24 protein-coding genes are annotated in these 25,410 nt (G+C 57.0%); 9 read left to right on the top strand and 15 right to left on the bottom strand.

Annotated features, from left to right (window positions below; all coding sequences use genetic code 11):
* The first annotated feature begins 1,083 nt into the window (after nucleotides 1-1,083).
* Entirely contained in the window at nucleotides 1,084-2,220 is a 1,137-nt protein-coding gene (locus tag HV796_RS12100; RefSeq protein WP_175226719.1) for an SIR2 family protein, read from the top strand.
* A gap of 96 nt (nucleotides 2,221-2,316) precedes the next feature.
* On the opposite strand, the gene HV796_RS12095 is transcribed toward HV796_RS12100, so the two are convergent.
* Both HV796_RS12095 and imuA read right to left on the bottom strand, forming a co-directional pair.
* Complete coding sequence (locus HV796_RS12095; RefSeq protein ID WP_246355821.1) at nucleotides 2,317-2,967, bottom strand: ATP-dependent DNA ligase; 651 nt, start codon at nucleotides 2,965-2,967, stop codon at nucleotides 2,317-2,319.
* A 201-nt stretch (nucleotides 2,968-3,168) separates the two neighbouring features.
* A complete protein-coding gene (gene imuA, locus HV796_RS12090; protein ID WP_281369771.1) occupies nucleotides 3,169-3,852 on the bottom strand; it encodes a translesion DNA synthesis-associated protein ImuA in 684 nt (227 codons plus the stop codon).
* A gap of 693 nt (nucleotides 3,853-4,545) precedes the next feature.
* On the opposite strand from imuA, the gene HV796_RS12085 reads away from it, so the two are divergent.
* Nucleotides 4,546-5,283, top strand: a complete 738-nt coding sequence (locus tag HV796_RS12085) for a hypothetical protein (protein ID WP_175226717.1) — start codon at nucleotides 4,546-4,548, stop codon at nucleotides 5,281-5,283.
* 120 nt (nucleotides 5,284-5,403) lie between these two features.
* On the opposite strand, the gene HV796_RS12080 is transcribed toward HV796_RS12085, so the two are convergent.
* Nucleotides 5,404-6,576, bottom strand: coding sequence for a hypothetical protein (locus HV796_RS12080; RefSeq protein ID WP_175226716.1), 1,173 nt, complete (start codon nucleotides 6,574-6,576; stop codon nucleotides 5,404-5,406).
* Between the two features lie 769 nt (nucleotides 6,577-7,345).
* Between HV796_RS12080 and ku the strand changes: the two genes are divergently transcribed.
* Nucleotides 7,346-8,263 carry a non-homologous end joining protein Ku gene (ku, locus tag HV796_RS12075; RefSeq protein ID WP_175226715.1) on the top strand — a complete coding sequence of 306 codons (918 nt, stop codon included), beginning with the start codon at nucleotides 7,346-7,348 and terminating at the stop codon, nucleotides 8,261-8,263.
* A gap of 2 nt (nucleotides 8,264-8,265) precedes the next feature.
* On the top strand, nucleotides 8,266-9,090 hold the full coding sequence (locus tag HV796_RS12070) for a MerR family transcriptional regulator (RefSeq protein ID WP_175226714.1): 825 nt from the start codon (nucleotides 8,266-8,268) through the stop codon (nucleotides 9,088-9,090).
* Between the two features lie 323 nt (nucleotides 9,091-9,413).
* Here the strand turns inward: HV796_RS12070 and HV796_RS12065 are convergent, their stop codons facing one another.
* Both HV796_RS12065 and HV796_RS12060 read right to left on the bottom strand, forming a co-directional pair.
* Nucleotides 9,414-9,734, bottom strand: coding sequence for a helix-turn-helix domain-containing protein (locus tag HV796_RS12065; RefSeq protein ID WP_175226713.1), 321 nt, complete (start codon nucleotides 9,732-9,734; stop codon nucleotides 9,414-9,416).
* Nucleotides 9,727-10,092 carry a type II toxin-antitoxin system RelE/ParE family toxin gene (locus HV796_RS12060; protein ID WP_175226712.1) on the bottom strand — a complete coding sequence of 122 codons (366 nt, stop codon included), beginning with the start codon at nucleotides 10,090-10,092 and terminating at the stop codon, nucleotides 9,727-9,729. The genes HV796_RS12065 and HV796_RS12060 overlap by 8 nt, the downstream gene beginning before the upstream one ends.
* 95 nt (nucleotides 10,093-10,187) lie before the next feature.
* Between HV796_RS12060 and HV796_RS12055 the strand changes: the two genes are divergently transcribed.
* Nucleotides 10,188-10,760: a hypothetical protein gene (locus HV796_RS12055; RefSeq protein WP_175226711.1), complete on the top strand. Its 573-nt coding sequence runs from the start codon at nucleotides 10,188-10,190 to the stop codon at nucleotides 10,758-10,760.
* A 442-nt stretch (nucleotides 10,761-11,202) separates the two neighbouring features.
* Here the strand turns inward: HV796_RS12055 and HV796_RS12050 are convergent, their stop codons facing one another.
* Nucleotides 11,203-11,928, bottom strand: coding sequence for a hypothetical protein (locus HV796_RS12050; RefSeq protein ID WP_175226710.1), 726 nt, complete (start codon nucleotides 11,926-11,928; stop codon nucleotides 11,203-11,205).
* A complete protein-coding gene (locus HV796_RS12045; RefSeq protein WP_246355819.1) occupies nucleotides 11,918-13,720 on the bottom strand; it encodes an RNA-directed DNA polymerase in 1,803 nt (600 codons plus the stop codon). The genes HV796_RS12050 and HV796_RS12045 overlap by 11 nt, the downstream gene beginning before the upstream one ends.
* A 795-nt stretch (nucleotides 13,721-14,515) precedes the next feature.
* Between HV796_RS12045 and HV796_RS12040 the strand changes: the two genes are divergently transcribed.
* Nucleotides 14,516-15,190 (top strand): hypothetical protein, encoded by a 675-nt coding sequence (locus HV796_RS12040; protein ID WP_175226709.1) that lies wholly within the window; start codon nucleotides 14,516-14,518, stop codon nucleotides 15,188-15,190.
* Nucleotides 15,191-16,435: 1,245 nt separating this feature from the next.
* Here the strand turns inward: HV796_RS12040 and HV796_RS12035 are convergent.
* The 8 genes from HV796_RS12035 to HV796_RS12000 form a co-directional block, all read right to left on the bottom strand.
* The gene (locus tag HV796_RS12035) at nucleotides 16,436-17,449 is read right to left on the bottom strand and encodes a tyrosine-type recombinase/integrase (protein ID WP_175226708.1); all 1,014 of its coding nucleotides are present in this window, start codon (nucleotides 17,447-17,449) and stop codon (nucleotides 16,436-16,438) included.
* A gap of 154 nt (nucleotides 17,450-17,603) precedes the next feature.
* Nucleotides 17,604-18,386 (bottom strand): hypothetical protein, encoded by a 783-nt coding sequence (locus HV796_RS12030; RefSeq protein ID WP_175226707.1) that lies wholly within the window; start codon nucleotides 18,384-18,386, stop codon nucleotides 17,604-17,606.
* Between the two features lie 153 nt (nucleotides 18,387-18,539).
* A complete protein-coding gene (locus tag HV796_RS12025) occupies nucleotides 18,540-19,178 on the bottom strand; it encodes a hypothetical protein (RefSeq protein WP_175226706.1) in 639 nt (212 codons plus the stop codon).
* Between the two features lie 234 nt (nucleotides 19,179-19,412).
* A complete protein-coding gene (locus HV796_RS12020) occupies nucleotides 19,413-20,165 on the bottom strand; it encodes a hypothetical protein (RefSeq protein ID WP_175226705.1) in 753 nt (250 codons plus the stop codon).
* A 229-nt stretch (nucleotides 20,166-20,394) separates the two neighbouring features.
* A complete protein-coding gene (locus HV796_RS12015) occupies nucleotides 20,395-20,688 on the bottom strand; it encodes a nicotinamide mononucleotide transporter (protein WP_175226704.1) in 294 nt (97 codons plus the stop codon).
* Nucleotides 20,685-21,137 (bottom strand): hypothetical protein, encoded by a 453-nt coding sequence (locus HV796_RS12010; protein ID WP_175226703.1) that lies wholly within the window; start codon nucleotides 21,135-21,137, stop codon nucleotides 20,685-20,687. The genes HV796_RS12015 and HV796_RS12010 overlap by 4 nt, the downstream gene beginning before the upstream one ends.
* Complete coding sequence (locus tag HV796_RS12005; protein ID WP_175226702.1) at nucleotides 21,128-21,400, bottom strand: hypothetical protein; 273 nt, start codon at nucleotides 21,398-21,400, stop codon at nucleotides 21,128-21,130. The genes HV796_RS12010 and HV796_RS12005 overlap by 10 nt, the downstream gene beginning before the upstream one ends.
* Before the next feature lie 247 nt (nucleotides 21,401-21,647).
* Nucleotides 21,648-22,232, bottom strand: coding sequence for a hypothetical protein (locus HV796_RS12000; RefSeq protein ID WP_175226701.1), 585 nt, complete (start codon nucleotides 22,230-22,232; stop codon nucleotides 21,648-21,650).
* Nucleotides 22,233-22,837: 605 nt separating this feature from the next.
* On the opposite strand from HV796_RS12000, the gene HV796_RS44120 reads away from it, so the two are divergent.
* From HV796_RS44120 to HV796_RS11985, 3 genes are all read left to right on the top strand, one after another.
* A complete protein-coding gene (locus HV796_RS44120) occupies nucleotides 22,838-23,725 on the top strand; it encodes a hypothetical protein (RefSeq protein WP_246355818.1) in 888 nt (295 codons plus the stop codon).
* A gap of 79 nt (nucleotides 23,726-23,804) precedes the next feature.
* Nucleotides 23,805-23,999 (top strand): hypothetical protein, encoded by a 195-nt coding sequence (locus HV796_RS44115; RefSeq protein ID WP_246355817.1) that lies wholly within the window; start codon nucleotides 23,805-23,807, stop codon nucleotides 23,997-23,999.
* A gap of 86 nt (nucleotides 24,000-24,085) precedes the next feature.
* The gene (locus HV796_RS11985; protein WP_175226698.1) at nucleotides 24,086-25,405 is read left to right on the top strand and encodes a DUF1173 family protein; all 1,320 of its coding nucleotides are present in this window, start codon (nucleotides 24,086-24,088) and stop codon (nucleotides 25,403-25,405) included.
* The last annotated feature ends 5 nt before the right edge of the window (nucleotides 25,406-25,410 follow it).

Raw genomic sequence — 25,410 nt, 5'->3', positions numbered from 1 at the left:
ACCTTAACGGGATTCCATTGTAGTATCACCATGATACTTGTCAACGAGCTTTGCGTACTTCTTTGCTAAACCTTCTTTGTGAACCAACAGTAGCGCGATGAGCATCCGTGCAGTCTGATCAGTAATGACCTGAGTATCTGTCGCAATGCGTTTTACGCTAACTACCGATAAGCCGAGCGCCGCAGCGGTTTGAGCGTGCGTCCATCCCAAATCCGCTTGAATGTCCCTGAACTGTGCTGGCTTCACTAGCTACCTCAAAAGTCACGATCATTGGTAGCATCATGATACGTGAGGGAATTGCAAGAATCTAATGTCGGAGTATCACAGTGATAACGGCAAGCAAGCGGATTCCTTGAGCCGTCCACCCGTGTTTCCTAGATAACCGGGGCTTCTACCACATCGGAATAGAGGTGTCGTGGCGGCCTATTCCGATACAGTTTCGCGCGCAGTCTGCCAAACCTGCGCGCTAACGCAGGAGTTTCATCGGTTCCTCGGAAAAAGCCGGTACGTCATGCGACCCGACCCGCTAACGTGACAGGCCGATTGCCCGCCGCATCGCCGAGCTAATCCTCTGGCGCGTACGCCTGCAGCCCGCCCACAGGTCAGCATGCAGCGACCGCCGTCGCGAGCGCGGCGTCCATGGACCAGGCGTCGCCGGCGCTGACATCGAACAGTTTGTCCCATTAAATGGGCATTGAAACGGCGAGTCCAGCACGGGCCCCGCGCCGATAACGGCGCGACTGTGCTCGCCCCGCGGCTAGTGCGCAGATAGTCGATGAAGACCTTGCCGGCGCGTAAGCGGTCCGTTTCCCAAGCGTTGTCCAGCACATCAGCCGCGTCATCCCGTGACGATTCTCCGCGATATCCGGACCGAAGAAAGGTGCCTTTTTCAAGCTCTATGGCTGTTGCAATCCGCACCTTCCTCGAGACACAAGTCATCGCAATCCCTGCAACTGCAAACAAGCGTTTTTGTAATAATCAACCTCCAGACATTCAACAACGGGGGATTGCATGAAGCAGCAAACAAAGCGGCGGGCACTCGTCGTCGTGGGCGCTGGCGCATCGGTCGAGTATGGAATTCCGGTGACGCCTGATTTCGGCAAGCTCATCGAAAAGACCGTGCGAGACGACGAATCCTGTCAGCGTATGGGTGGCACGCAGGTGTACCAGGAGGTGGCGGGCAAGCTGCTTGACTTCTACGACGATCCAGCCGACGCGCATTTCGAGCGCATCTACCACGTGCTGCACGAACTGGAGACATTGCGCGTCACACCAGGCGCCGTGACGAAGTTCAAGCCCGTCATGGCGCCATTCCTGGAACTGACGCCGTCATACGAGCCGCGGGCATTGCGTGCCGCTGCCGGCACGATGATCAAGTGCATATACCGCGAAGTGTCGAAAATCTGCGACGCGCCAGAACAACCTTTGGACCAGCTCGCACGGTTCTTCGTAAACTTGGAAGAGGCCTATGTACCGCGCGTCTATACCACGAATTACGATGATTTCGTGGGGCAGTCTACCGACGACCGCTATTTCACGGGCTTTACGCAAAATCATGGGGACCACGCTGCTTTCGACGCGACGGGCTTCTGGTCGCACTGGGACAGCCCGGCCCTGTTCCACCTCCACGGTTCGATCCACATGGGTTTTCCGGCGCCAGGCGGGTCGCGTGAGATAGGCGACATTGCCTGGTATGCCGCACGTGAAGATGCGCTTAAGTATGGGTTAAACGGCGGCAGTGGCGATTCCAGAATGGACGGCACGCAGATCGAGCGTAGTGCGATCATCACGGGACTGGACAAGCTAGGCCGACTGCAACGCACACCGTACGTGTTCTACTACTCGGCATTGAGCCGCGATGCGATGGAAGCGGACGTGATTTTCGTGCTCGGCAGTGGTCTGGGTGACCTGCATCTGAATACGTGGCTCAAGGGGGTGCGTCGTGCCAAACCTTGGGTGCCCATTCTCTACGTTGGCCACTGGGACGGTGGTGTGGATGGCCTCTACACTGCCCTCAACTTTGAATACAAGGATCGCGAGATTTCGCTCACCCAGGATCTGCGCATGAAACTCTACGATTTGCCGGGTAGTGAGCTGAAGGCCTTGAGCGGGTGGACGGTGGATGCAAACAGAACAGCCGCTGTCTGGGCCGACGGCTTCCAGTCGTTCCTTAGTCAACCGCAAGCATTGCATGACGCGATGCGTGCGATCGGCGCATAGCGGCGGGGTACGCGTGATGGAGTCGGGTCCGCCAAGACCCGGTCGCGGGCCTACGCGATGGCGGGATCCTCGGGGGTGTTGCCTGCCGAGGCAGCGTTACTTGTCTGCATGACCGAAGCCCAACGCCGCCGGCCTGCTGTAGTTGATGTTCTTGATCTTGATCCAGTTAGGCGACCGTCCGCGCGTGTAGGTCGACGCCTTTCGTTTGGCAACCATACCCTCGAAGTCGTGGATTTTCACCTGTTCAAATACTAGCTCGCCGACGCATTCCACGTCCGTGACATAGACGAGCCGCTGTGTGTCGTCGAAGGCGTCGCGCAGTCGAGCCTTCCGCTCGGTAAGCTCCAGGTGACGCAAATCGCGCTTACCCGATAGGAGCATGTCGAACACAAAAATCCGTGCAGGGTGTCGACGCGCGGCCGCCGGGATATTCCGCGGTGACGTGGTGCTGGAGCGCTCCAGTAGTCGGCTGAACGACGCCGGCCCGCGAGCGTCGCCGATCGCCAGCTCACTGTCCCATACGAAATCACCGGGCACGGCAGCAACTGCCTCGACAATTTCGGGAAATGAGCGGTTGAAGGGCTTGCCCTGCCGACTGGTTAGCGCCACTTTGTCGCCCCACTTTTCGACAAGGCATCGAAAACCGTCCAATTTCCATTGGAACAGCCAGTCGACGTGGGAAAACGGTCGCCGGCGCTGCATAGCGTGCATCAGATCGGACGGTTTGATCGGCCGTTCCAGGTCCATGCAAGTTCTCCTAACGCCGTCGTACGAGCGGGCAGCAAAAGCGCGATGCGTGCCGGTTTCCTTCCAATCGCAATACCAGATCACGCCGTGTTTGTCGGTGAAGGTCTGTTCGTCATGCGATCGTCGCCGGTCGGACTCACGAGAGCAGAACTCAGTCCTGCTCACGGATACGACTTTGTGTCATGTTGCCGGCCGGGGAGATCACACAAAGGCCGGTTGTAGCGTGGGCAACCGGTCCAGTTGCGTCTCCTGAAGCTGGCGCTTTCTACCAGTCTGTGTTGTAGCCGCGGGCCGTAGTTCGATTGTGAGGCTGTGACCCAACGCGGGGCCCCTGCGCTTGATGATGTCGACCGTTACACCGTGCTCCGCCGGGTGCAACGCCAACCGCAGTTCAGCCGGCGAGGGATCCATCGCCGCCGAAAGTGGCCTTATCAGGAAGAAGAGCGATTCGCCCGTTTTCGCCGCCAGGTGAAGGCGCCGCAGCGCATCAGACCTCACATACGTTTGCCAAAGCAGTACAGCGCCAAAGGTGCCGGATTTCAGCGCTTCCTGGGTCGACCACAATGTGTCCGCCGTTACCTTGGGTTTGAGCCAAAGAATACGATCCGGTTGCAGACCACCATACGCGAGCCCTTGAACGCTAGGTACGTGGGGAGGCTGGATCACGACTATTGGCTGTTTCCCTTTCGACAACGCCGGCAGTAACAGGCGCAGCTCGCCGCAGCCGCCGTGTGGCACAAGCAATTCGACAAGAGCGCTCCTGGGCCACCCGCCGGATGGCAACACTGCGGACAAATCGTCGTACCCGGTCTCCACGACGCGGCCATTGGCTCGCCCCAGTTGGGCAGCTCGCCAGAGCGCTGTTCGCCCCGCCTCTGGGTGCACCCTCGAGTCGAGAAGGCCATCAATCGAGCGGGCGCGTTCGTCAGGGTCACGTATTGGCTGAGCACGGACGTCTGTGTGATCCACAATTGGGCTCCATGACCTGTATAAATATACAGTGTGCGCCAGGATACAACAGGGAGCAAGGGGTAACTCCTGCAGGAAACCGCGGACGGGTTACCGCTTCTTGCGGTAACGGTTCAAACAGAGCGGCTGATTTTCTGCACCACCGTGCTCTGAAGCAACTAAATGTTCAAGACGTTGTTTCAGCGGTTCGCTAGTGTTTGAGCTAATGTAATGCTCGGAAATCGTAGGATGCGTGGTTTCTGCAAGTGCACTACAGCCGAAAACAGAGCGTACCTTGCAGACATTAACCCACTGGAAGCGTCAACTCGCGCTTCGAACACTGATGCCGAAGGACGAACATCACTTTTCGGTAGTCTGTGTGCGTTCGAGATAGCCCCCGGGCGCTGATGCATCATGTCGCGGTTCATGCTGCATCGGGTTTGTGGTTTGTGATGCAGCGATTCTCACTTGCTAATGAATTCGGCTATGCTCCAGGTGATTTCTTAGGCAGAATTATTTTGAACCTGAGCCGAATCCGAAAATAATTGGACTGCCTGGATTGCCTTGGGGGGTGGAGGTGGTTTCACTTGCAGGCCAGTCGGCGACGAGACGAAATGACACGAGGTCTGAATGCAAACCTGCGCGCACAGCAATCTGGAGCTTTCGCTCGATCGGTGGCAGGAGTGTCACTGGTATCTGCACCAGATGGAAGCCAATTACCATGAGCCCGAGCCGTTCCGCTATTCATGCAATTCGTTCCTCCGTGCGGTCAAGGAAGTCCCCCAAGCCCTGTCTAACGATTTGCAGCGGCATCCCGGTGAGAAGGCAAAGATCAAGCCTCTAATGGACACAGTGTCCACAAATGTCCTCTTGCATACCCTTGGCAAGCGACGCGACTTCGTCGTTCATCACGGTTCCCTACACCTGAAAAGTCATGGCCGGATCGGCACCACAGAGGGCGCCACTATTAAGGTCGTCTTTCCCTTCGCTGTCTACCCATCGGAGACGTCAGACGAAGCGTATGAGCGTTACAAGACTATGTGCAAAACGAACAAGATGCTTCGCGGCTTCGGGCCAGACTGCGACTCCGCACCGGCGCTCTGGCGCACGTGGATGATTCCGCAGTTCCCTGGCCGGGACCTGCTCGACGTCGCAGTCGAAGCATGGGAGTTGCTCGGCGAATTGCTTTCCGGCGCGATCGAGGCGTTCGGCGGCGATAAGCTTGACCTGAGCCTGCCCTGCCGGCATGACCCAGCACAAGTGCAGATCAAGCGCTTCAGCCAGTACGAATTCTTCTTGACCGTCGATGGTATCGACCTGAAGGAGGAAGCGCGGAAATGGCGCGAGCAGAAAGCCAGGGGTGATTGAAGCGGTGTCGGTGAACATAGACGGCTATGCCGATAGCGACCTGCGCTCGCCAGGTAAATATGCGACTACTTCGCAGAGGAGCTAAATGTGCCTATGTTTAACTTGGCGATTGTACCTCGATCAATGCCACTCCTTTTCGGGAGTTTGAAGTCCACTGGCTCGATAGTCCGCATCGAAGGGATCTTGCCCGTAATAGACTGCATTCCGATATGAGGTCGCAAGGCTTGTGCTTAAATTAGTTCCCGTCGCCTTCAGGGCGGGGATCTCCTTCAGCGTCGATGCAAGAGAAAAATCCAATAGATTAGTGGAGGAGGCCACTTCAGAACTATTTTCGATTGGACTTGTCACGCCGTATAGCAGAGTGATGCTTGTTTTAGACGATTTTGCAACTCTATACAGCGCTTCGACCTGGTGCGCCGAAGCACGCTGAGTCAACCAATTCTCGTACGCCCAAGCGCCTCCCCATGCAGCGGAACGATACCTACTCGATTCGTCTGCCTCGGTTGTCTCTGCACGCTGCAAAGGCGAGCGAGGAGACGCAAGTTGAGCGGTGCTAAGCGAGCGCGCCGCGAGCGCTCGCAGATTTTTTGCCGCTAGGAGGTCGGCGGCAATAACATACTGTTCGGATGTCGTGAGTTCAGGAAGTCGTTGCGCGACAGACTGTTGAACCACATCTACCACCTGTTGAGACGCCAGTGCATCACTGTCCACGAAAGACGACAATTGCTGGCTTCTAGCTGGATCAGATACATAATTGACGAGGTCCAGCGTCACCTTATCCATAAGCGCCTTTTGACTGGCGTGGACAGTACGCATATTTTGAACATGAACATGCACGCGCTTTTCAGTCAAACCTTGCACCCTTAGGGGGAAATCATAATCACGAATCTGAGATCCATATACCACTGCGATATTTACTACACCCTCCTTTCCCGGTGGGATTATTGATTCAGTATCTGGCATCAACCAGAGATTAGGCGGCGATGGAGGGCCCCATCCGGCTCGCGCCACACTCTTTCCATGATTTTGTAGATGGATTTTCTTAAGGCCATCTGGGCGATCGATATTCAGAAGAAAGTGGTCTCCATCACGGCTTAATTCCGGTATATCCACAATCGGAGTCGATATTGGGTCGATGACGTATTCTTTCATCGCGTTGAAAAAGAGAGTCATTGTTGCACTGTCCGGACCGTCAGGTTTAACAATACTGACATGGTCGGCGCCCTCAATTGGCACACCGCCGTTGTCACACAACCGCGTCGCACTCGACCAGCCGACGATTTTTTGAGTCATGTATGACTCAGTTTCGTAACCACATATAACTTGAGGCCGGTTATCAGATCTTCGAATTTCGGCCCAGTCGCGACTCAAGGCCTCCAAATAGTGGTTATATTCTCAGAACTGTATGTGAATGTAAAAATGTCAACATCTTTTCCGGTAATTGGACTGTCTTTTACATACCTGAAAAACGACTGTCCTTTCACTCTATTTAACGTCCATGTATCCATTGCGTCGCCGGTAAGTCCATGAATGAATACTATCGCTATCTTCTTGTTCTGCGCTGGATAGACCCACCCGGATAGATCTTTAGAAGTCGCTGACAAAGGTGCCGCGGCGACCAGGACCATTGCAAAAGCCGCCAACGCTATTGGCTGTTTCCAGCAGAAAATCGAGAGAATTCGTCGTTTCATCTTCACCTCGATGAAGCTTCAGTTAACGGATCCCTTATTTTTTGCGAGCATGTCCAATCGAGTTTAAGACATTGTCCTTTTCGGCTCTGGCGGCGTCAGCCGGGCCCGCAGATAGACTTGACCCGCAGATCTCACGGGCTTGATGCGGCGTCCTATCGGTAAAGAAGTCCGTTCGCCTCCATCGTGAGCCCCGACGCAGACGTGCACTCTCAGAAGTTGACATTCTTCAGGACAAAATTTTAACCCATAGGATGACGAACGGCCTAGCGCCTGTTTAACAGGATGGCGTTTCGGCGAAGACAAGGGAAACTAGGAAGCGCGGGCGGGCGAGGATCTTGCTGAGCTAGATGCACGCCAACAGGGGAAAAACCATGGCCGCGCCACGTTCGATTGCTTCGTTGACGATCAGCTTCGGGCTGGTTGCGATCCCGGTCAGGCTCTTTTCGGCGCAGGAAAGCCGATCAGGCGTCAGCTTCAACATGCTCCACAAGGATTGCGGCGCGCGCGTCAGGCAGCAGCTTTATTGCCCCGCTCATCAGGCGGTGGTCGAACGGTTGGATATCGTCAAGGGCTACGAGTTCGAGAAAGACAAGTACGTTGTCTTCAGTCCGGACGAACTGAAGACACTTGAGGAAACCGCCCGCCACACGATCGATATCGTATCGTTTCTTCCCCAGGACGCCATCGATCCGATCTACTTCGACAAGGCCTATTACCTCGGCCCGGACAAGCGAGGAGCGAAGCCTTACCAGTTGCTCGCTGAAGCGATGACAGACTCCGGTACATGCGCACTCGCGACGTGGGTCATGAAGGGAACACAGTATGTGGCGCAGCTACGCGCCGGGCCCGAAGGGCTCATACTTCAGCAACTCCTGTATGCCGATGAGGTGCGCCCGCAGTCCGCACTGGGAATCGAAAAGCCGGAGGTACAGCCTGCCGAACTGCAGCTCGCACAGCAGCTTATTGAACAGTACCGCGTGGCCGGCTACGATCCCGCGGCGTTCAAGGACGAGGAGAAGGAACGCGTCCTTGCCGCGATCGACCAGAAAATCGCTGGCAAGAAGATCACATTGCAGCCAGCAGCGCAACCCGAGGGAGCGGATATCATCGATCTCGTTGACGCGTTGCGGGCAAGCCTCAAAGGTCGCGGCCCCGCCGTCGTTAGGGCCAAAGCCGAGCCGGAACCGATCGCCGTGACGGCCGCGCCGCGGCAGCGCAAGGGACCAAAACGGTCGACGGCGACCGTGACGCCCGCTACACCGGCCAGAAAGACAGGGACGCGAAAATAGCGATGACGGGACAGGATCTGTACCGGATACGCGATGTCCAGCGCATGCTGGGTGTGTCACGGACGGTCATCTCACGTCTGGTAGCCGGACGGTTCGTACAGCCGCTGCGCGGTCGCGGCGGCGAGACCTTGTTTTCCTTCCGCGACGTTGTGTTACTGCGCACGGCCCACTCGTTGCGCAAGGCGGGCATTCCTCCTCGAAAAATCCTGCGAGCCCTGGAGACTCTTCGCGCCAACTGGTCGCAGGACAAGGACCTGACGGCAATCGGCATAACGGCAGTCGGAACAGACGTCGCCGTGCGCGACGACGCAGGGCACTGGGAAGCAGAGAGTGGCCAGTTGCTGTTCGACTTCGATCCCCCGCCTGAGTCCAAGGGATCGTTGAACGTCAGCAACATTCAATCATGGGGCGCACCTGACGAATTTGCGGAAGCCGCTGCCAAGGAAGCTGAAGGCGATCTGGACGCTGCGGAAGCGGGATATCGGCGTGCCATTGAATCGGATCGGCTGTACCTGAACGCTTACCTCGACCTGGGATGCATGCTATGCGTAAACACCCGCTACGAGGACGCGATCGCTGTCTGGCATAAGGCGTTACTAGCACTGCCCGAGGAGCCTTTGCTGCACTTCAATCTCGGTGTGGCGCTCGAGGACTCCGGCAGGCTTGAGCAGGCACTGATCGCGTATCATCGCTGCATCGAATTGCAGCATGACTTCGCTGACGCGCATTTCAACGCGGCGCGTCTCCATGAGGGACTCGGCCAGATGACCCGTGCGATCCGGCATTACAGCGAATATAGGACACTCAGCAGCGCGGTCGAAAGCTAGGGTCACCGGCGATCCGCCTTTCCTTTGCACGTATCTTGCGTTGATCGCCTGTACTCGGGCGAACCGCTCCTGCGTGCATTCGAGTTTCCGAAGCATGAACGCAGAACAGCAAGACGGATGCTGATCCGGGGCGGTACGTCAAACGGGTGCCGGCGCGTGCTGAGTGTCATCACCCCACAAATCGATCTGGCGAGGATCGACAGTCGACTCGACCGAATCGGAAACACGGCGGCGCAAGGCCGCCTCCGATGTTCGCATGTCGACGCGTGGGAACACATCGACTGAAAACACCACGTCCGGTGTGATGCGTACGTAGGCCGACATCAGCCGAATATGGTCAAACCGTTCTTCTGGACAAGTTGGAGCATGCGCGCAGCAATGCCGCTCGGCTTTTTATTGCCTTGCTCCCATTGCCGGACTGTCGAGACAGTCGTGTTCAAGTAGACCGCGAACACCCCCTGGCTGACATTTACAGTCTTCCGGATGCTGGCGATTTGCTTCGCGCTGAACTCCGGCGCTTCTTCAATGCAAAGATCATCATACTCACGCATCGTCTTCTTATCGATGACCTTCGCGCGATACAGACCGGAAGCGGCGCTGTGAATCGCCTCCGATGCATCGCTCTTGTACCGTGCTTTAGCCATTGCAAATCTCCACTAAATCCTTCGATTTGACCATTTCGTCAATCTTGCCGTCACTCGCCTTACCGTAATCCCGAGCAAGTTTCTTGAAGTCACGTAACTCGCGATCATCGATGTTTTGCCGGTCGCTTTTCGCGAACAGAAAGACGAATACCCAAAAGTCGCCGATCCTGTTGACGACGATGCCCCGCTTCGTGTTCTTGTCTAGGCGCTTTTTCCAGACGTTCCCGCCCAGATGATCTCCCTGACCGGCATTCAACTCACCGACCGCGCCGCATAGATCGGCGTCCGAGATGCCTGCGGCCTTCGCCTTCTTCGAAAACCATGCCGTTTTGAACACTCTTGTGGTCGATTTTTTCATTTATGGGTGCGTTTTAACCATCGCTAAATATACCACATAGTGATACACTTTTCAAGACCGAAGGTGTAAAATCCGGCCGAATACAAGGAGGATATGTGGAAGCCCTTCCGAACGGATTCGCGGCGCTGGCGGCCATGCTTGGCGTCGACGCGAGTGTGCTGCGTGTGGTCTCCGCGCCATGGGTTGCCGACCCGAGCAAGCTACCTGTCACGCCGGCCCAATTTGGGCGACTGCTGGACGCGGCCCATCAGCTCGCCGGCCAAATGAATGCGAACGCGTGGGAGATGGCGATTGTCAACGCCTTTGATCCGCGGGACATCCTTCTGTCACTGCCCACGGCGGGCGTCCCACGAGCAGCGAATGACGACCCTACGGTGCCGGTGCTCCGCGAGATCGTGCCAGGAATTGTGGTCAGCCTGGACCCGAGCAACCCCGAAAGGGCGGAGCCGGGCAGCGTATTCCGATTCGGGTTCGTCATGAATGGCGAACCCATGGTTGAAATCTATCAGCCCGGCGGAACTAAGGGGGGCATGTCACTGGACATTGCGCCCGAAACGGAGATCCGCGTGAAGCTAATCAGCATCGGGTTCTCAGAAGTGCAACGCTATACGCCCGAGCAGGCGAACGCGCCGCTAGCACATATCGCGAAATTTCTCGCAAAGGGGTAATGGGCGTCTTGCGCGAGGTGCCATTTATCGAGCGTACGCACTGTCGTGGTGTATCTCGCGGCGAACGGTTGCCCACTGCCAGCGTAGGGCGCCAGAGTATGTGCGACTGGCGCCGCAGTTTTGCGACTGTGGGACTGAGTTTGTGCGACTGACGTAGGGAGCCAGAGTATGTGTGCGATCGGCGCCGCAATTGTGCGACTGAGCGACTGAGCGACAAGGTTTGCGCGACCGGCCTAAATTGCCGTGAAGCGTGAAGCGCCACCATAGCGTCATTTACTGTTCTGGACCGACTCGGGCGGACGTCGGCCCGGAGCGGTCAATGACGGCACTGCGCCGATGACTGATCAAGGCTGCGGACAGCTCAGCATCCGCGACCGAATAAGGCCAACGGGCCAATTCAGTGCCGGTGCGATTGAGGGACAAAAAGGGGGGCGACCTTACTTCAACGCGCGAGGCGCGACCCGACAAGGGACTGGAACAGTTGAAGAATGTCGACCTTCGTGCGGCCGCCGCTAATAATGGACAAGAAGACGTTAAAATTCATCGCGACCTTCTCGCCGCTCCTCGGATTGAGTAGCACGAAGTCTTCCCACTCGGCTTCATGCCCCTCGACCGACGCCGCGTAACTCAAGAGCCAATAGATGGCCACTTGGCGAAAATCTGCTGAAGAGAAGCGTTTCACGCTGCACTTCACCTCTACGAGAGTACACCCTAGGGCGAAGTCTCCGTGGCCACTGGCAATCCATTCAAGGCCCGGAATTCGCGGCCGGATGACGATGGGACGCCCGCTCGCGCGGCTCATCTCTGTCATCGAATTGGCGAGGTTCGTCCCGATCGTCTCGGCCAAAGCTTGGTCCCACGCGGTCAGTTGGTCGGGCAGCTTCGCATCGAAGTATGCACGCTGCCGCCGGAGCGTTTCAGCGAAGCAGCTTTGCCAGTCGATGCTCGCTCTGCCGTCAAGCAGCGTCTCGCCCACCGTGTAGCCGAGTTCGAAGAGCATTGCGCGCTGCATGGTTGACAGAAGCAGGAGTTCCGGGCGGAGTGGCTGGATTTGGACGGTGAGCGCCGAATTGTTAAAGTGCGCGACGATGCTCGGCGTCAGCTGTGGAAACACCTCGTCAAATAAGCCCGGGATTTCTCGGGCCACGGTGCGTGGATCAAACTGCATCGTTTATCCCTTTGGCCCAGTTCATGAACACAGTCGAAAACCGTGGCTCCGCGCCGCGCGGCAGCTTGCTGAGCTTCATTTTATCCTTAGCTTCGTCGAAAGGGAGCTCTACCCCAAGCGCCCATGATTGGCTCGCGGCACGCTTCACCTGCTGCCGAGCTTTGTCTCCCTCATCAGCGAATGCGAAGGACGCGAGCCAAAAGAGCCGCTGACATTCTGGACTCATTTGGTGCCAGCGATTGCGCAGGGAATTGAACGCGACAGCGTCGCGCCAGCCACGCCAACAATCGATGCAAGCGCGCCGTACCGTATCTAGTTGAGTAGTGTCGAAAAGCTGGCGCACAAGCTGCACCCGCGCCGGCGCACTTTGGAAACGCAAGCAGCGCAGGTAATGGAGCAGACTAGTGTCGGCTTGCAGCAGATGCGCGGAGTGGACGGGTACGTCATCGAGCAAATGGTCAAGCCGTCCATGGATGCTGGAGAACCTAGCGTCGCTTCGTAGGTTCGCGATGCCCCGCATGATGGTGGAGAACGAAGAGCGGAAGGCGTGGAGATTCCGCTGTTTCAGCAGCGTCGCCGCGATTTCGAGTGCGACAGCCGGTTCATGAAGCCGTATTGTCCGACCGATTTGGGTCACCAAGAATGAGTCCGGCAGTGATTTTTCCAATTCACGGTTCAAGAGCTGGCGTACGTGAAGTGTCTCGACGGTCTCCACGAGAGACTCGTAGTCTTCGTCGGCATTGTCGGAGTATGGGTCGAACCTGAGGTCGATGCTTCGTAGCTTGGCAGCCTCGATATCGTCGCCGCCGAGTTGTGACGCAACGTAGTCTCTATAGTGCTTCGAGGACAAGAATACGGTCTTTGACTTGTTCAGACTCAAGCCGTAATCCATCAACCCTTGCGCAAGAACGCCAAGCGCCCGGTATGCCCCAGAAGTGTTCTCCGCAATCAACACATAGTCGTCAACATAGCGGCTCCAGTGCACTCCGCTAGCTGTAAGTGCGGCGTCCACTTGATTCAGAAAGAGTTCTGCGAGAATCCGTGCTCCTTGGCCGCCGACCGGCAGACCGAACGAGCGCCCTGCGAACAGCTTGCTGAGAAGAGCGTTGACCTGTTTCGAGACTGGCCCGGCATCGCCGCCGAGACCGTTGATCAGGTTCTCGATGTAATGGTGAGAGACATGCTCGTAGAAGCTCGAAATGTCCGCTTGAACTACGACGGCCTCATCACCTATCGCACTCGCCTGAATAACTGTGGCTTCCTTGAAGGCTCGCCATGACCTGTTCTCATCGAAGAGGTGCGCATCGCCTGTTTGTAAGAAGCGGTAGGAGTGAACATTGGTGGAGCGTTGCGGTTCAAGTGCCTCTGCGATGGCAATGGCCAGTCCGTTTAGGTAGATGTTCCAGAACAGGTGGATCTTTGTCACAACCCGGAAACCGGAGGGCCCGGAGGGTGCCAAGAGCCGCTCACTGTGAACGTTTAGCTCCGCAATTCGCTCGTGATTATCCTTGGCCGATCGGCTGTCTCGAAGTTCCGAGTAGAAACCGTAGGCGATGGAAGCAATCGCTTCGGCCTCGTCGCCACAGAATCGAACATCGATGTCAAATGGCAGTGTGTCGTTATCGCCGTGCTTCGCAACCTCACGAGCTGCACGTTCGAAGTGATGTAGTCCCGGCTTGAGCAAAAAGACCTCCCCCCAGCTATTGCGCCCGCTGTGTTTGAGCGTATATCCAGTCTCGCTTCGCAATGGTAAAGCACAAGGCTGATCGTCGAGGGCCGCCGGCGTGCGCAACGGCTGCTCCGCACTGCAAATCTGGCATCTGTGGCGGTAGAGCGAATGCCCGCACCAGACGAATATGCCTTTCGCATAATCGTCGTGGTCGGCGAGCTATCGAGGTATGGTCCGACCGGCTCGTTCGATTGATCGGAAGCGCGGTCGCCCAAACGGCCCCTTTGAACCGTCTTGATGGCTGCGCGCATCCGCACTCTGGCGTCACTCGGTCAACGCTGCCCATGAATTGTCCTCGGGCGCTGGAAAGCGGGCGTCTCTGTCTTTGCAGTGCGCAACCGCTTCAATTACCACGAATCGCGAACACTTGTTAAACGCTTGCCGGGTGTGCTGGGATTTCCTAATCTGATCTAGCGATTATCGGCGATTGGTAGTTAAATAATCGACTATGCGAATATGAGACTCGCATTTGCGAAGATCGACTCGCGCTGGCGACATCCATGAACGGCGAAGTATTCGCTGGCCGCTTCTTTAAGAAAATGGTTCGAATATGTACTTCCCGGTGAGCGACTCAGAGAAACTACGCTAGCTTTGTGAGAATGGTTCGTGTAACCAAGATTTTCTGGGTGCAGGCTCGTCGGAATGTCGAGGTCTTTGTGTCTCTCTTGTGATGGAACGCTGGATGTAGTGCAAATGGCAGTCAGCGGCGATTCTTGGATCCTCTGAGACGAACGACTGTTGTTCCTCGGGACTGCGCGATTTTCCTGCTTGTCTAGCCCCGCCAGGAGTATCAACTGGGGAACAACGGGTAGTGACGCACAACAAGGTTTTAGCAAGCATGGCAACCGGAGAAAAAGCATGAAGAACATAGTCACTTGTGCGAGTTTATTATTCCCACTTCTATTTTCGAACATTGTCAAGGCTGATGATTCTATTTGCGCCGCACCGCTTCGCGCGGCATTAATGACCGTCCGGTCGAGTGATGCGAATACGTCATCTAGCGCCGCCGCAACTGCATGGCAATGCAGTTTTAAATTTTCCAACCATGACGAAGCAATAAAATCGGGTCTGCAAGTAGGAGTTGTAGTTTACGGCGTACCTCTAAAAGTAGGCGGAACCTTTGATAAAAACGCTGTGGACAGTTGGCGAGAGAAAAATTGCTCCAAGAGTTCCCAAGATACTTCTTTCGAAACTGCGAGTTATAGTTATCTTCGAGAAGTTGCTCCAGGGGCTATGAAAGCATTCAGCGATTGCATAATCGCTAAAAATGACACTGGTGCGATAGCCTGCGATTTAACTCGAGATCCTGGGCGCTTAACCATTAAGTGGCGCCGCACGGATGGGGAGCTCCCAAGTGCGGCCCCAAAGGTTCAACGGGTTATGGTCACAAATGGGACTTGCAGTCCAGGCATCGCTCCGGGCACGGCTGTGAGCGAAGGGGGGACAGGAACTCCATGCGTAGCTGATGCAAAAAAAGATTTGATGGTATTGGTCGATACAGATCGTGGCCTTTGCCCGGTAGTCGCCAAATAGCCGCCCAAGATTTTTTCTGTGACGGGTACCATCGCGCTTGATGGTGACCGACAGATTGTATCTGACGTCATTGAGTTTCAACCCAATAGCAGAATTGTGACCAATGGGCGATCATTGACGCTCACTTCCGACGAAATTCGCATTGCCCCAGGGGCCGAGATTATCGCGTTTGATTCGAGCGCAGGTGGTCGGGTTGCGGGGAGTGCAGGAAGCGCTGGTGGAGCATTGCTAATTAGAACTTCCTCGCTCGTTGGTGATGATGTACTCAAAATTGACTTGAAAGGACAGGATGGGATGCCGGGGATTGCTGGCGCGACGGGAGCTCCTGGCGTACCTGGAACAAATGCCCGCGGACGAGGTTTGCAAGGTATTCATGGTTGTGGCGGAGGCAACGATTCAACTCCAGGAGGACCTGGTGGCGCTGGCGGGAATGGAACCGCTGGTGGCGTCGGAGGAAACGGCGGAGTGGTAGTGGTTCAGCTTGCCGATGGAGCCGATAAGGCCGGATTGTCAAAGATCGTTGCGGTTGGAAAGGACGGTCAGACGTTGCCTGGGCTTGGCGGGGCTGGAGGGGCAGGTGGTGTCGGCGGTCCAGGGGGGCCGGGGGGCGCAGGAGCCAGCGGACACGATGGCTGTGGGGGCCGTGGAGGCTCGGGTCCCGGCCAGAAAGGCCCGTCGGGTCAGCCGGGTTCGAAGGGATCTGATGGCCTTCCGGGCTCGATTTCCATCGGATGATCATTCACGAACATGCTGGACCACATGTTGGACCTTCCGCGACCTTGATGCCCTGCTTCGGAAACGATCGAGTGACCGGTATATCGCGTCGGCTACGGCCGATCGCGTCTGCGAAAATGCGACAACTTTGGCGCGAACGTAGGCTAGTCGCACCAACTTTGTCGCACCGACCCGGTGGATGTAGCGCGACGACACGTAAGCCTTTGATGTTGCAATGCGCGCGGTAGCAATAACCATGGCGCCCTACGGCCAGCCATCAACGAATCAGCATGGCCGGACCTCGTTGAGGCGGCCGCCACCGTTCACTAGTTGGACCCGGTAAGGCCCGGGTTTTGCGAGCGCGGCGCGGGAATTCCACACCCGAACGTCACTGAATTAAGTGCGCAAGGGTGGTCGCTCCGAACACTTGCCGGCGACTTAAAACTGCCTTAGGACGTTTTCGCCGGCAATCGCGCGACTCATAAGGCGGATTCGGCCGGAGCGGCTATACCTACCTACCTTTGAGGCGGGTCAAACAGGATGCCGATCACCAACGCTCCATAGTCCCCGGAGGCGTGCGATACGGAAGAGTTGATAATCGCTATCTAGCCCCATCCATGAGCGGAGTTCGTTTTGGTTCTTGCCGGCTACGAGGTTTCGCAAAGCGTAGGTATTGCGGAGCACTGTAGCGCCCTTCTCTTGACCGCGGAAGCCGACCGCCTCGAGTGCGTCGCTGATCAGGGAGTAAACGCTGTTCTCGGCCAGGGGCTTGTCTGCCGGTACGGGATCGCTACGACCGATGACGCTTGACGGGAACAGATAGAGCCACTCCCCGCCTCGTTGCTCAAGGCATTTGATCCATGTGGCCAGCGGCTCGATACACCAGTTCGCAAACGGTACGACATGAGCACGACGTGAGCCCCCTGGCGTACCGGGCGTAGTCAGTCGAGCATTCTGGAGGTCGACCTTTTCGAGCTCGACATTAATACCTTCGAACAGCGTTAGGCCGGCGCCTGCAAAGAGCGCGAGCATTGCCCTGTTCCGACACGCAGTCCAGGTGTTCGTCGACATCGAGAGAACCCGTTCGCGCAGGCGAGCATCCTGGTTGGAATCGAGGCACTCCGGAAGCTTCCGTTCTGCCCGATCTCCCGTGCGCTTGCTGAATTCGCTCAGCAATTCGGCCGCGGGGTTGGACTTTCTAAGGCCGAGATTGACCAGGTGTTCCAAGACGTCGTTGATCAACCGAACATATCGCTGCGCGGTACTACGTTCAGCCGGGGTCTTCCTGGTTGTATTGCCCTCCCGGGTCTCCCGCTTCCCCGCAAGCGTTAAAAGAAACGACTGGATCTCGTCGGCGCCGATCGATAGAACTGAGACAGGCACGTCCCGGCCATAGAGAAATTTCAGGAATTTCCCATACATCGCGGTTCGCTGCTTCAGCGTCTGCGAACTGAAGGGATTGCCATGGACGTCAACGAGGTCACGTTGCCACTCGACGAAAGCCGCGCCATTCACGCTATCCCACTCGATTGTCGAATCAGCCAATTTCAGTCGCTCCTTGGCCCATTTGCTGTAGACGGGGTTGGGCGAATCGCAGATTCGCGTACTGGTGCATTATAATCGCCAAAGCGTATATCACCCAGCCATATATGCATGTGCGCGTCACGGACCACCGAGATGTTCATCTAAAGGAACACCATTAAAGGTTCAACACGGTTGGGTCCTTAGCCTTCTGCCGGAGATCGGTGATAGTTTGAGGATCAAGTGTTTGCTCCAGTGCTCCCCTCGCTGCTTCGGGAATCAGGCCGGCCAGGCACGTGCCCGTACAGCGCAGGCTCCAGAGGTACGCATTCACGCTGTCTCTGCCCTGCACGTACGCATTCGCGAGCATCGCCGCGGCCAAGGGCTCGCCGGCCGACCACGCTGAGTCATATAGTTGCACGCCGCGGACGCGATCCGCCGGCACGCCTTGGCCCGCGACAAGTACGTCAGCCGCCAGCATCTCGTACGTCCGTGCCTGGTCGGTCGATAGCCCGTTTAACGAGACGGCCGTTGCGACGATGCTTGTGGCCACCTCCGGGTGCGCGACGATGTTCCGGACTTCCTCGCTGAGATCATCGAACGCATTCGCCGACAGCGCACCGATGGCGATCTGGCCGACTCCGACGTTACCAGCAAGGAGCGCGTCCTCGATTGGGCCGATCGCGGCAGCTTTCATCGACTCCAGTTCTTCCGAACACGCCTTCCGCATCGAAAAATAGTAGATTCCGTTGTAGTCGTCGCACTGCTGCGCGACGGACGTCCGAGCGTTGCGAATCCCTGTGAAGCTCTTGGCCGGGTCCACGTCTTTACCCATTTGTCGCTTGACCGCGGCCTCGGCATCGGAACGAAGCTTATTGGATGGATCCGGACCGCATGCCGTGAGTAGCGGCACCATCGCAACAGCGATCGCCAGCCAAGCGAGCTTCAATTTTCCGCGCATACCTTTGTCCCTTCGCAATATGAAATGTGCCTTGCGGACCTGATCTTGAAACGCTGCCGTCGAACGATGCGGGACATCCGATGGAAAACAAGCGCCCCGAATCAGCTGGCACTACGGGAATTCTCGTCAGGACTTCGCCTGCAGCTGGACTAACTAAGCCACCCACCCGTGCGCAACGTAGCGCCGCGCGGAGGCTTCGTTCCCGTGCAGAACAACAGACTCGTCAGCAAGCATGCCGATCATGTCGTAGTGCTCGACGAAGTCGGCGATGCTTTCGCTCAACACCTTGAAGTTCGTCCGAGACGTGTCCAGGACCTCGAACTTGAGAATCTCGCCCGCTACATAGCTGTCCGTCAGCTCCGCGCCCGAGCGCTCAATATCGGCAAATTTCGTTTCCAGCACTTTTCCGATGGCGAACTGGATCGCTTCGATATCACAATCGGTCCCGAGGCCCGGGCGTTGGCGGCTGAGAAAGCCTTCTGGGGAGTTGAAGGCAAACACCAGCGCAAATGAGGGAGGCGAATCCGCGTCGTCGTAACGCGCGATGATTCTCCCCCAGGACAGTTCGATTGTGGGCACGGGCTGGCCAAGCTCTTCCAGCACGCCCTTTCGTCTCTGCTCATACACCCGATGCCCTCGCTTGATGCCAAGGAGGTCCATTTCCTGATCGGCAAGGTCCTCGAGCATGAATCGCGGCAGGGATCTCTGCGGCCAGAGCGCCAGTTTCTCTGCGCTCAAACCCTTCCGAATGAGATTTGCTGCATCCACCTGGGAACCTAGAGCCGTCGTCATATTTTTGCCTGATCCGCCCGCACTTTATATTTGCCACTGCCGCCCGCGGGCAGCATCCTGCCTGGGATATTCGCATCGAGGACGCTTCTCAGCTATCGCGAAACATGTTCAATGTGCGGCCTGTTTCCTTCGAAATTACCTTCAGCGAGATTCCTTCTGCGAAAAAAAGAAAGCCACCCGAGATGGGTGGCTTTGTCCTGACGACGACTTCGTTCCCGACCGTTGCGGAACAGCTTATGCTGCCAGGGTCAGTCCGGTCATGCCGAGAATTTCCCTCACTTCCGCACACGCGTCGCCCAGCAGCTCGCGCACGTAGCTTCGGAAACCCAGTTGACCGGTTAAGGCCTGCCAGCTGCCGACGAAGGGATAAGTGCCTTGATGTGCCGATCCGATCTCTTCACCCTCGCGTTCGATCCGGACGGAAACCATCACGATCCCTTGCCGACCTTTGCCGAACTCGATCATGTCTACAAGGTCGTAGAGTGCTTCACCACTGTCGGGAAGGTGCGGCTCCTCGTCTTGTTGAATGCTGACCTTTAATCCGAAGTCCCCGAACGTGCGATCGATGACAATGCTGGCTTCGCTCGGCGCCGCCTCGATGCAGGCATAGCCGTCATCCCGGAGTCGCTGCGAAATACGTACGATATCCTCTTCGACGAGCGAAAGCAGCAACGACATTGCCTTGTCCTCAGCTAATGTCAGGTCGGCATCGTAGCGACGACCGGCCGTCATCGTGTACTCGTGTACGTAATGACGGTCGCTCGCGGTAATGTCAATCCGCTCGCCTTTTTCCACCGCGCTGAGCACCAGACCTCTAAAGACTGGCTTGTCGGCCAGCAGGCGATGCGCGGCGATCGTCGCATCGACGCTTCCGCTAAAACGCATGCCGTCGCCCTGACAGTACCCGAGGCTCCAGCGAATTTCGTCTACCGGATAGCCGAGGCTACCCAGTACGAGCGCAAAGTACGTTTGCAAAATTTCCGACATATCCAATACTCCAAATAATTTGGGCCGACAGCGTCGGCCCAAGCAGAACATGAGAGTGCTTTAAAACTTCGGTTTCGTCATGTCCTCGCATATCGAAGCGATCGCGAGAACGAGGGGAAAACTGAACGCTGTCAAAACACCCCAAAACAGATGCAGATTCATACGCATCACCAGACAGATGCAAAGGCCTGCTCCCTTGCGAGGAATAGGTCCCCGCAAGGGTTGCAGATTATCGATGAAGCCAGTTCATGGCACCCTGAATGCTGATGCCGGTGTAGAAGACCTGCATCGCCAGCAGGCCATAAGTCCGCCGTTTGATGGAGAACATGATCCAGAGAACATTGGACAGAATCCAGATCAACCAGCCATAAGGCGAGTAATCCGTCTTCTGTGCCAACACTTCCGATCCCACCACACCGGAGATCGCCGCGCCCCACTCAACGAGCAGGAGAGGCCGAGCCTTCAGTGCCGCGATACTTCGCTTGATGCGGCCATTCAAGTGAGCAACCGGAGCAGTGCTCATCGAGTAGCGAAGCGACGAGCTTCTTCGTCCGAGATGGGCGGAACGTCCTCCCAGGGAGCGGCAAAGGTGCCTTCCTCCGGCGCAATGAACGCATGGATTTCAGCGGTCGGACGCTCCTGGGGACGCTCATTCGGGCGCGCGTCCGCCATCACCTGGCTGTTGGCTTTCGCCATCGCCATCGCCTCTTCCCTCGCCTTCGCCGCAGCCTTCAACGCGCGGGCTGTGGCACGTGCTTCCCGTTCGATTTTTCGATGCGCCTTCTCGTACTGCTGGCCGAACTCCTTACTGATCGTCGCATAGTACGGATCGGGGTCGTAGTTCGGCACGCTCATCAACACGGTCGTTGCCGGAAAGAAGTCTCTCCGGACCGCGGGATCGCGCCGCGCCAATTCGGCTTTGTAGCCGGACAGCTTCGGCTTGGGTTTGACAACTGCTTGAGCTACAGGCATTGAGCCTCCTGGAAGTAGCCAGCAAACGGAGACGTCGGGACCATTTTCGCGTAGCCGCCGTTCGTGAACTTGCCCTCATCGAGCAAAATCGAACTTTGGAGTTGTGCTTCCAGGTCTTCCACGAAGTGGAATCGCAGGAAGTTGCCTTCCGGCTTGACGATACCCTGGTCGCCGATCACTTTACCGAACTTGAAGCCCATGACAAGGGTCTCCCCGTCGGCATCCGCACGCAAAGCCGCACTATGGACGTCCTGAAACTTCATGAAATTGATCCTCCTGGGGTGAATCCACAGGCAGAACCACTCCCCGCACGGGAAATGGATCTCCCGTGGGAATAGGCTGAAAGCGTCAGCTCGCTTTTCGGACATGGCGTCCAAAAAACAGGCCCCGGCACCGACTTGGGCGGTAGATCCGGTTCGCCAATAGTCCTCCGTAAAAGAGTATTGGCGAACCCGACCGGGCTCGCGTCACAAAACTGAGTTTGTGAGTAAGGTAATCACCGCGGAGGCATCAAACGGCCTCGACCAGTTCGACAGCCGGCGTCGACTCGATGTAGCGCGTCACAGTACCGTCCTGATCCAGCGCCCACATGAACGCGGACGGCGGCCCATAGCATGACTTCAGATACTCGATCTCCGCGATGAGGTCCGTCTGGGTCGGGCACGACACCATGATGCAATCGCCTTCGGCGAACGTGAACACCTTCCGATCCGCGATGTTGAGCCAGACACCAAACCACGCGGCATCCTGAGATGTTGGATACTGCTCGAACCCCTGTGCCGGAAGCGTGCGCGCAAACTCGTCGGTGCCCGTATTGCGAAACGTTCGGTCCACGCGATTGCCGCGTTGATTCACTTCAAGCGGGGCGGTCTTGAGCGCGCGCTTGAGATGACGCAGACGCTGTCTGATTCTCGCAAGATCTTTCCGGCTCTGAGGGACGCCCGGATGCCACTTGTAGTGGGCACGCTTCGGGTAAAGCGAGAGCCCGTCAGAAAGCTGGTCGATCATCGATTGAATCGCCGGGCGATTTGCGCGCCCAGTACGGGAGCACAATGGCTTGAACCTGTTGAGCGAAGGACGCTGGGGGTGGGACATGATTTCTCCATAGTGACGCGAAGAAACCACTCCCTGCGCGGGAATGACTTCCCCGCTTGGGTGAGTAGCGCGCTATTCGTACAGATCAATTCTCGTACGACACGCGACTTGACAAGATGTCCGGATACAGCAGAAACAGGACGCAGCTTTGGCTAGTGACCCTAGCTAGTATCAAAGTGAAAACGTCACTTGCGATGGGCGAAGAATACCGCACCCTGCCGACTATCGTCAACGAAACGGGGCACCTGACTCCTGTTCGTTCACGTTCTCAGAAGCCTCCGAAACCAGGCAACCATCCTTTTCTATTGGCGCGGAAAGGAGGTTGCCGTTCTCCTTAATTTCGTTCCTGACAGGAACATGAAAGGTTCTAATTATTCGAACATCCTATCAATTCTGATGGTTTAGCATGCGAACCAAAGTGTATTGGTTTAACAATTGTTTCCTGATAAGAACATGTTTAGTCATACTGCCATGCAAAACGCATACTAAATGGGATTTAAGATTTTCGTCAAGAAGTCGAACAACCTGCCGTTAACAGCCGGTAGTGATCAGGCAACGGCATTAGAAGATCGCCGATTCGCAGGGCCGATGGAATTCCCCCCATCATGGCTACCGATTCGATGTTTCTCTGCCATCCCGTGCCTGACATAATCGACACCATGATCGCGTCAGAAATATTCTTCATGGGCCTGCTCGATACCACCTCCAACTGCCGGGAGGGGTATCACTCGATCTTTCACTACTGGGAGAGCGAGAAGTGGCGGGGAGTCGACGAGCATGTTCGGCAGGATATCCTGGCGGTTCCCACCATCCGCGAATTACGGAAGATGCTGAAGCGTGTTCCAGATACATGGCGCAGCGACTGGAAGCAAGTCCGGGGCCGGGTCTTTCGTAGTGCGTTGCTATATGCCATTGACGGACACCCTGATCTCCTGCAAGAACTGGTCGAACCATTCGACTTGATGGACGCATGCCACAAATGGGGAATTCCGGCCGCGTTCGTCAAATATGAGTTAGTAGCTGTACGCCGCGAAATTGACGAGCCATTCAGATTACTTGCACTTGGTTCCGAAGCGGCGCCGGCTACACACGTTCAAGCCACGCTTGGACGCTTGATCGGCAACCGCCAGGATTGTCAGTACGTTGCGTTTGCGGGTCGAAAGATGGACATGGGGCTCCATCGGTGGGCAGCTGAAAAGCTGTTCCCAATGCATTACGTAGGAACGAACTCGAACAAAGGACTGGACCAAGATGCTGTACAGCAACTCATCTCCCGAAGTACCCACGTCGTTGTCTTCACACGCGAAGGCACCTCTCCCGACGAACAAATCGTCCGCCTCGCCCGCTCGCAAGGCCGCACGATCCGAGTCTCCCAATACGCTGCGCAACGGTCTGGCACCAATTCGACCGCAGCTGGTGCCCGCTCTGGCGGCACAACCGGTGCAGCACCTCCCGTTACCACAACGCAACGTCGATCACTCCGCGCCGTTTAAGGCACGTGGCTTCAGCGTCCTGCGTGAAAGCTCGACCGCGGTCGGCCTGATCAAGCACGTGCGCTCGCAAGGCCACATCGTGTACGCGATCGACCTGACGTTCAGCCTGAACGAGAACGCGACCACCATTCTGGCCGAAGGCGCGTACTGCCTCGCCTACGAAGATGACATGCGCTTCATCACCCGGACGTTTCCATTCGGGACGCCGGTGCAGGACATCGAGCGCTATTTCGCTCGCGAATACGATCCCAACGCGCACGTGCCTCTGGCCTGACCGACTGGGCGCTTCGGCGCCCGCCGGCCCTGCCATGCCTGTCCGCTATGACTGGCTAACAGCCTTCACGGCTGGCAGGAGGAAATATGTCCTTAGATCCCGATGTCCGCATTGACTCGAGATGTGTCCGGCTATCGGCGGTCCGGGAGGCTCCCGCAAGCTATTCCCACGATTTCGAACAGGCCCGGATCGAGCCCGGCCATGCCTGGTGTCTCTGCAATACCTCAAATCCACAGCGGCTTGTCATTCGGCGGAAGTCTCACGCCGGTACGGCCGCAGCCTTCTTTTTGGCCGGCTGGCCAGAAGGCGGCGAATCGCACCATATCGACTGCCCCTTCTTCAAAGAGGCGGAGGACGAGTCCGGCAAATCATCCGAGAGCAAGTCGTGCTTTGAGGAAAGCGTCGACGGGACGTTCCGGATCACGCCGCAGTTTTCGGTTTCTCTGAAGGTGGACACCGTTGTCCGAAAGAAGGACCCTATTGAGTCGACGCCTCGCCCATCCGAAACTACTCGCGGCGCGACGTTGCTCGCCATGCTCCAGTATCTCTGGAGCGAAACCGGACTGCACCGCTGGCGAGCCGGATGGAACCGCGATTGGGGGCGTGTCCGTTACGAGATCATGAGCAAGGCCGAAGACGGCCAGATCGGAAGGCGTCCCCTCGCAGACGTGCTCTACATTCCTCCGCGCTATACGCCGGTGGGGGCTGAAAAGAACAAAGCCGAGTTTGCTGCGCGCCAGGAACCGCTCTTCGTGAGCGCCCGTCAGTTTCTCGAAGCGCAGAGCCGCATTGCAGCCGGTAAGGCTGCGTCGGCGGTACGCGAGACGCTGTTCATCATCGCGCCTCTGCGCGGACTGAAGGAATCCCAGTTCGACAGTTACCAGATCCAGCTCGGCCACATCGCCCAGCCCGTCTACTGCAAAGCGCCCCTCATGCAGCGCCTGCAGCGCCGGTTCGGACGAGTGCTCAACACGCTGAGCGCCGAACATGGCCACGTGATTGGCCTCTTCCACGTTGAGGGTACGCCGCGTGGTCACCTCCAACTTCTGGACGCCGGATTCATGCGCGTATCGAGCCGCTTCATTCCGGTCGACTCATCCTATGAGGAGACCGTCGCGGACGCGCTCGTGACCGCCAACCGCGATTTCTCCAAGCCGGTCCGAATCGAGATCGGGGCCGATTCTCTGGACGGGAAAGTGCTGGCCGACTTCATCCTCTACGACACTGCATCGCGCCGCTGCTACATGGAGGTGTACGGTGTGCAAGGCCGCGAGGAATACGAGGCCCGTAAGCGCGAGAAGCAACACATATACCGGCAGAACGGAGTTGAAATCTGGGAATGGGATCTGACAAGGACGCGCGAAATGCCGGCGCTGCTGCCCCGCGTCGAACGGACAGCGTCCTGATCGAC

This window comes from Paraburkholderia humisilvae (genome assembly GCF_902859855.1).
Lineage (GTDB): Bacteria > Pseudomonadota > Gammaproteobacteria > Burkholderiales > Burkholderiaceae > Paraburkholderia > Paraburkholderia humisilvae.
This window is presented reverse-complemented; position numbering and strand designations above follow the sequence as displayed.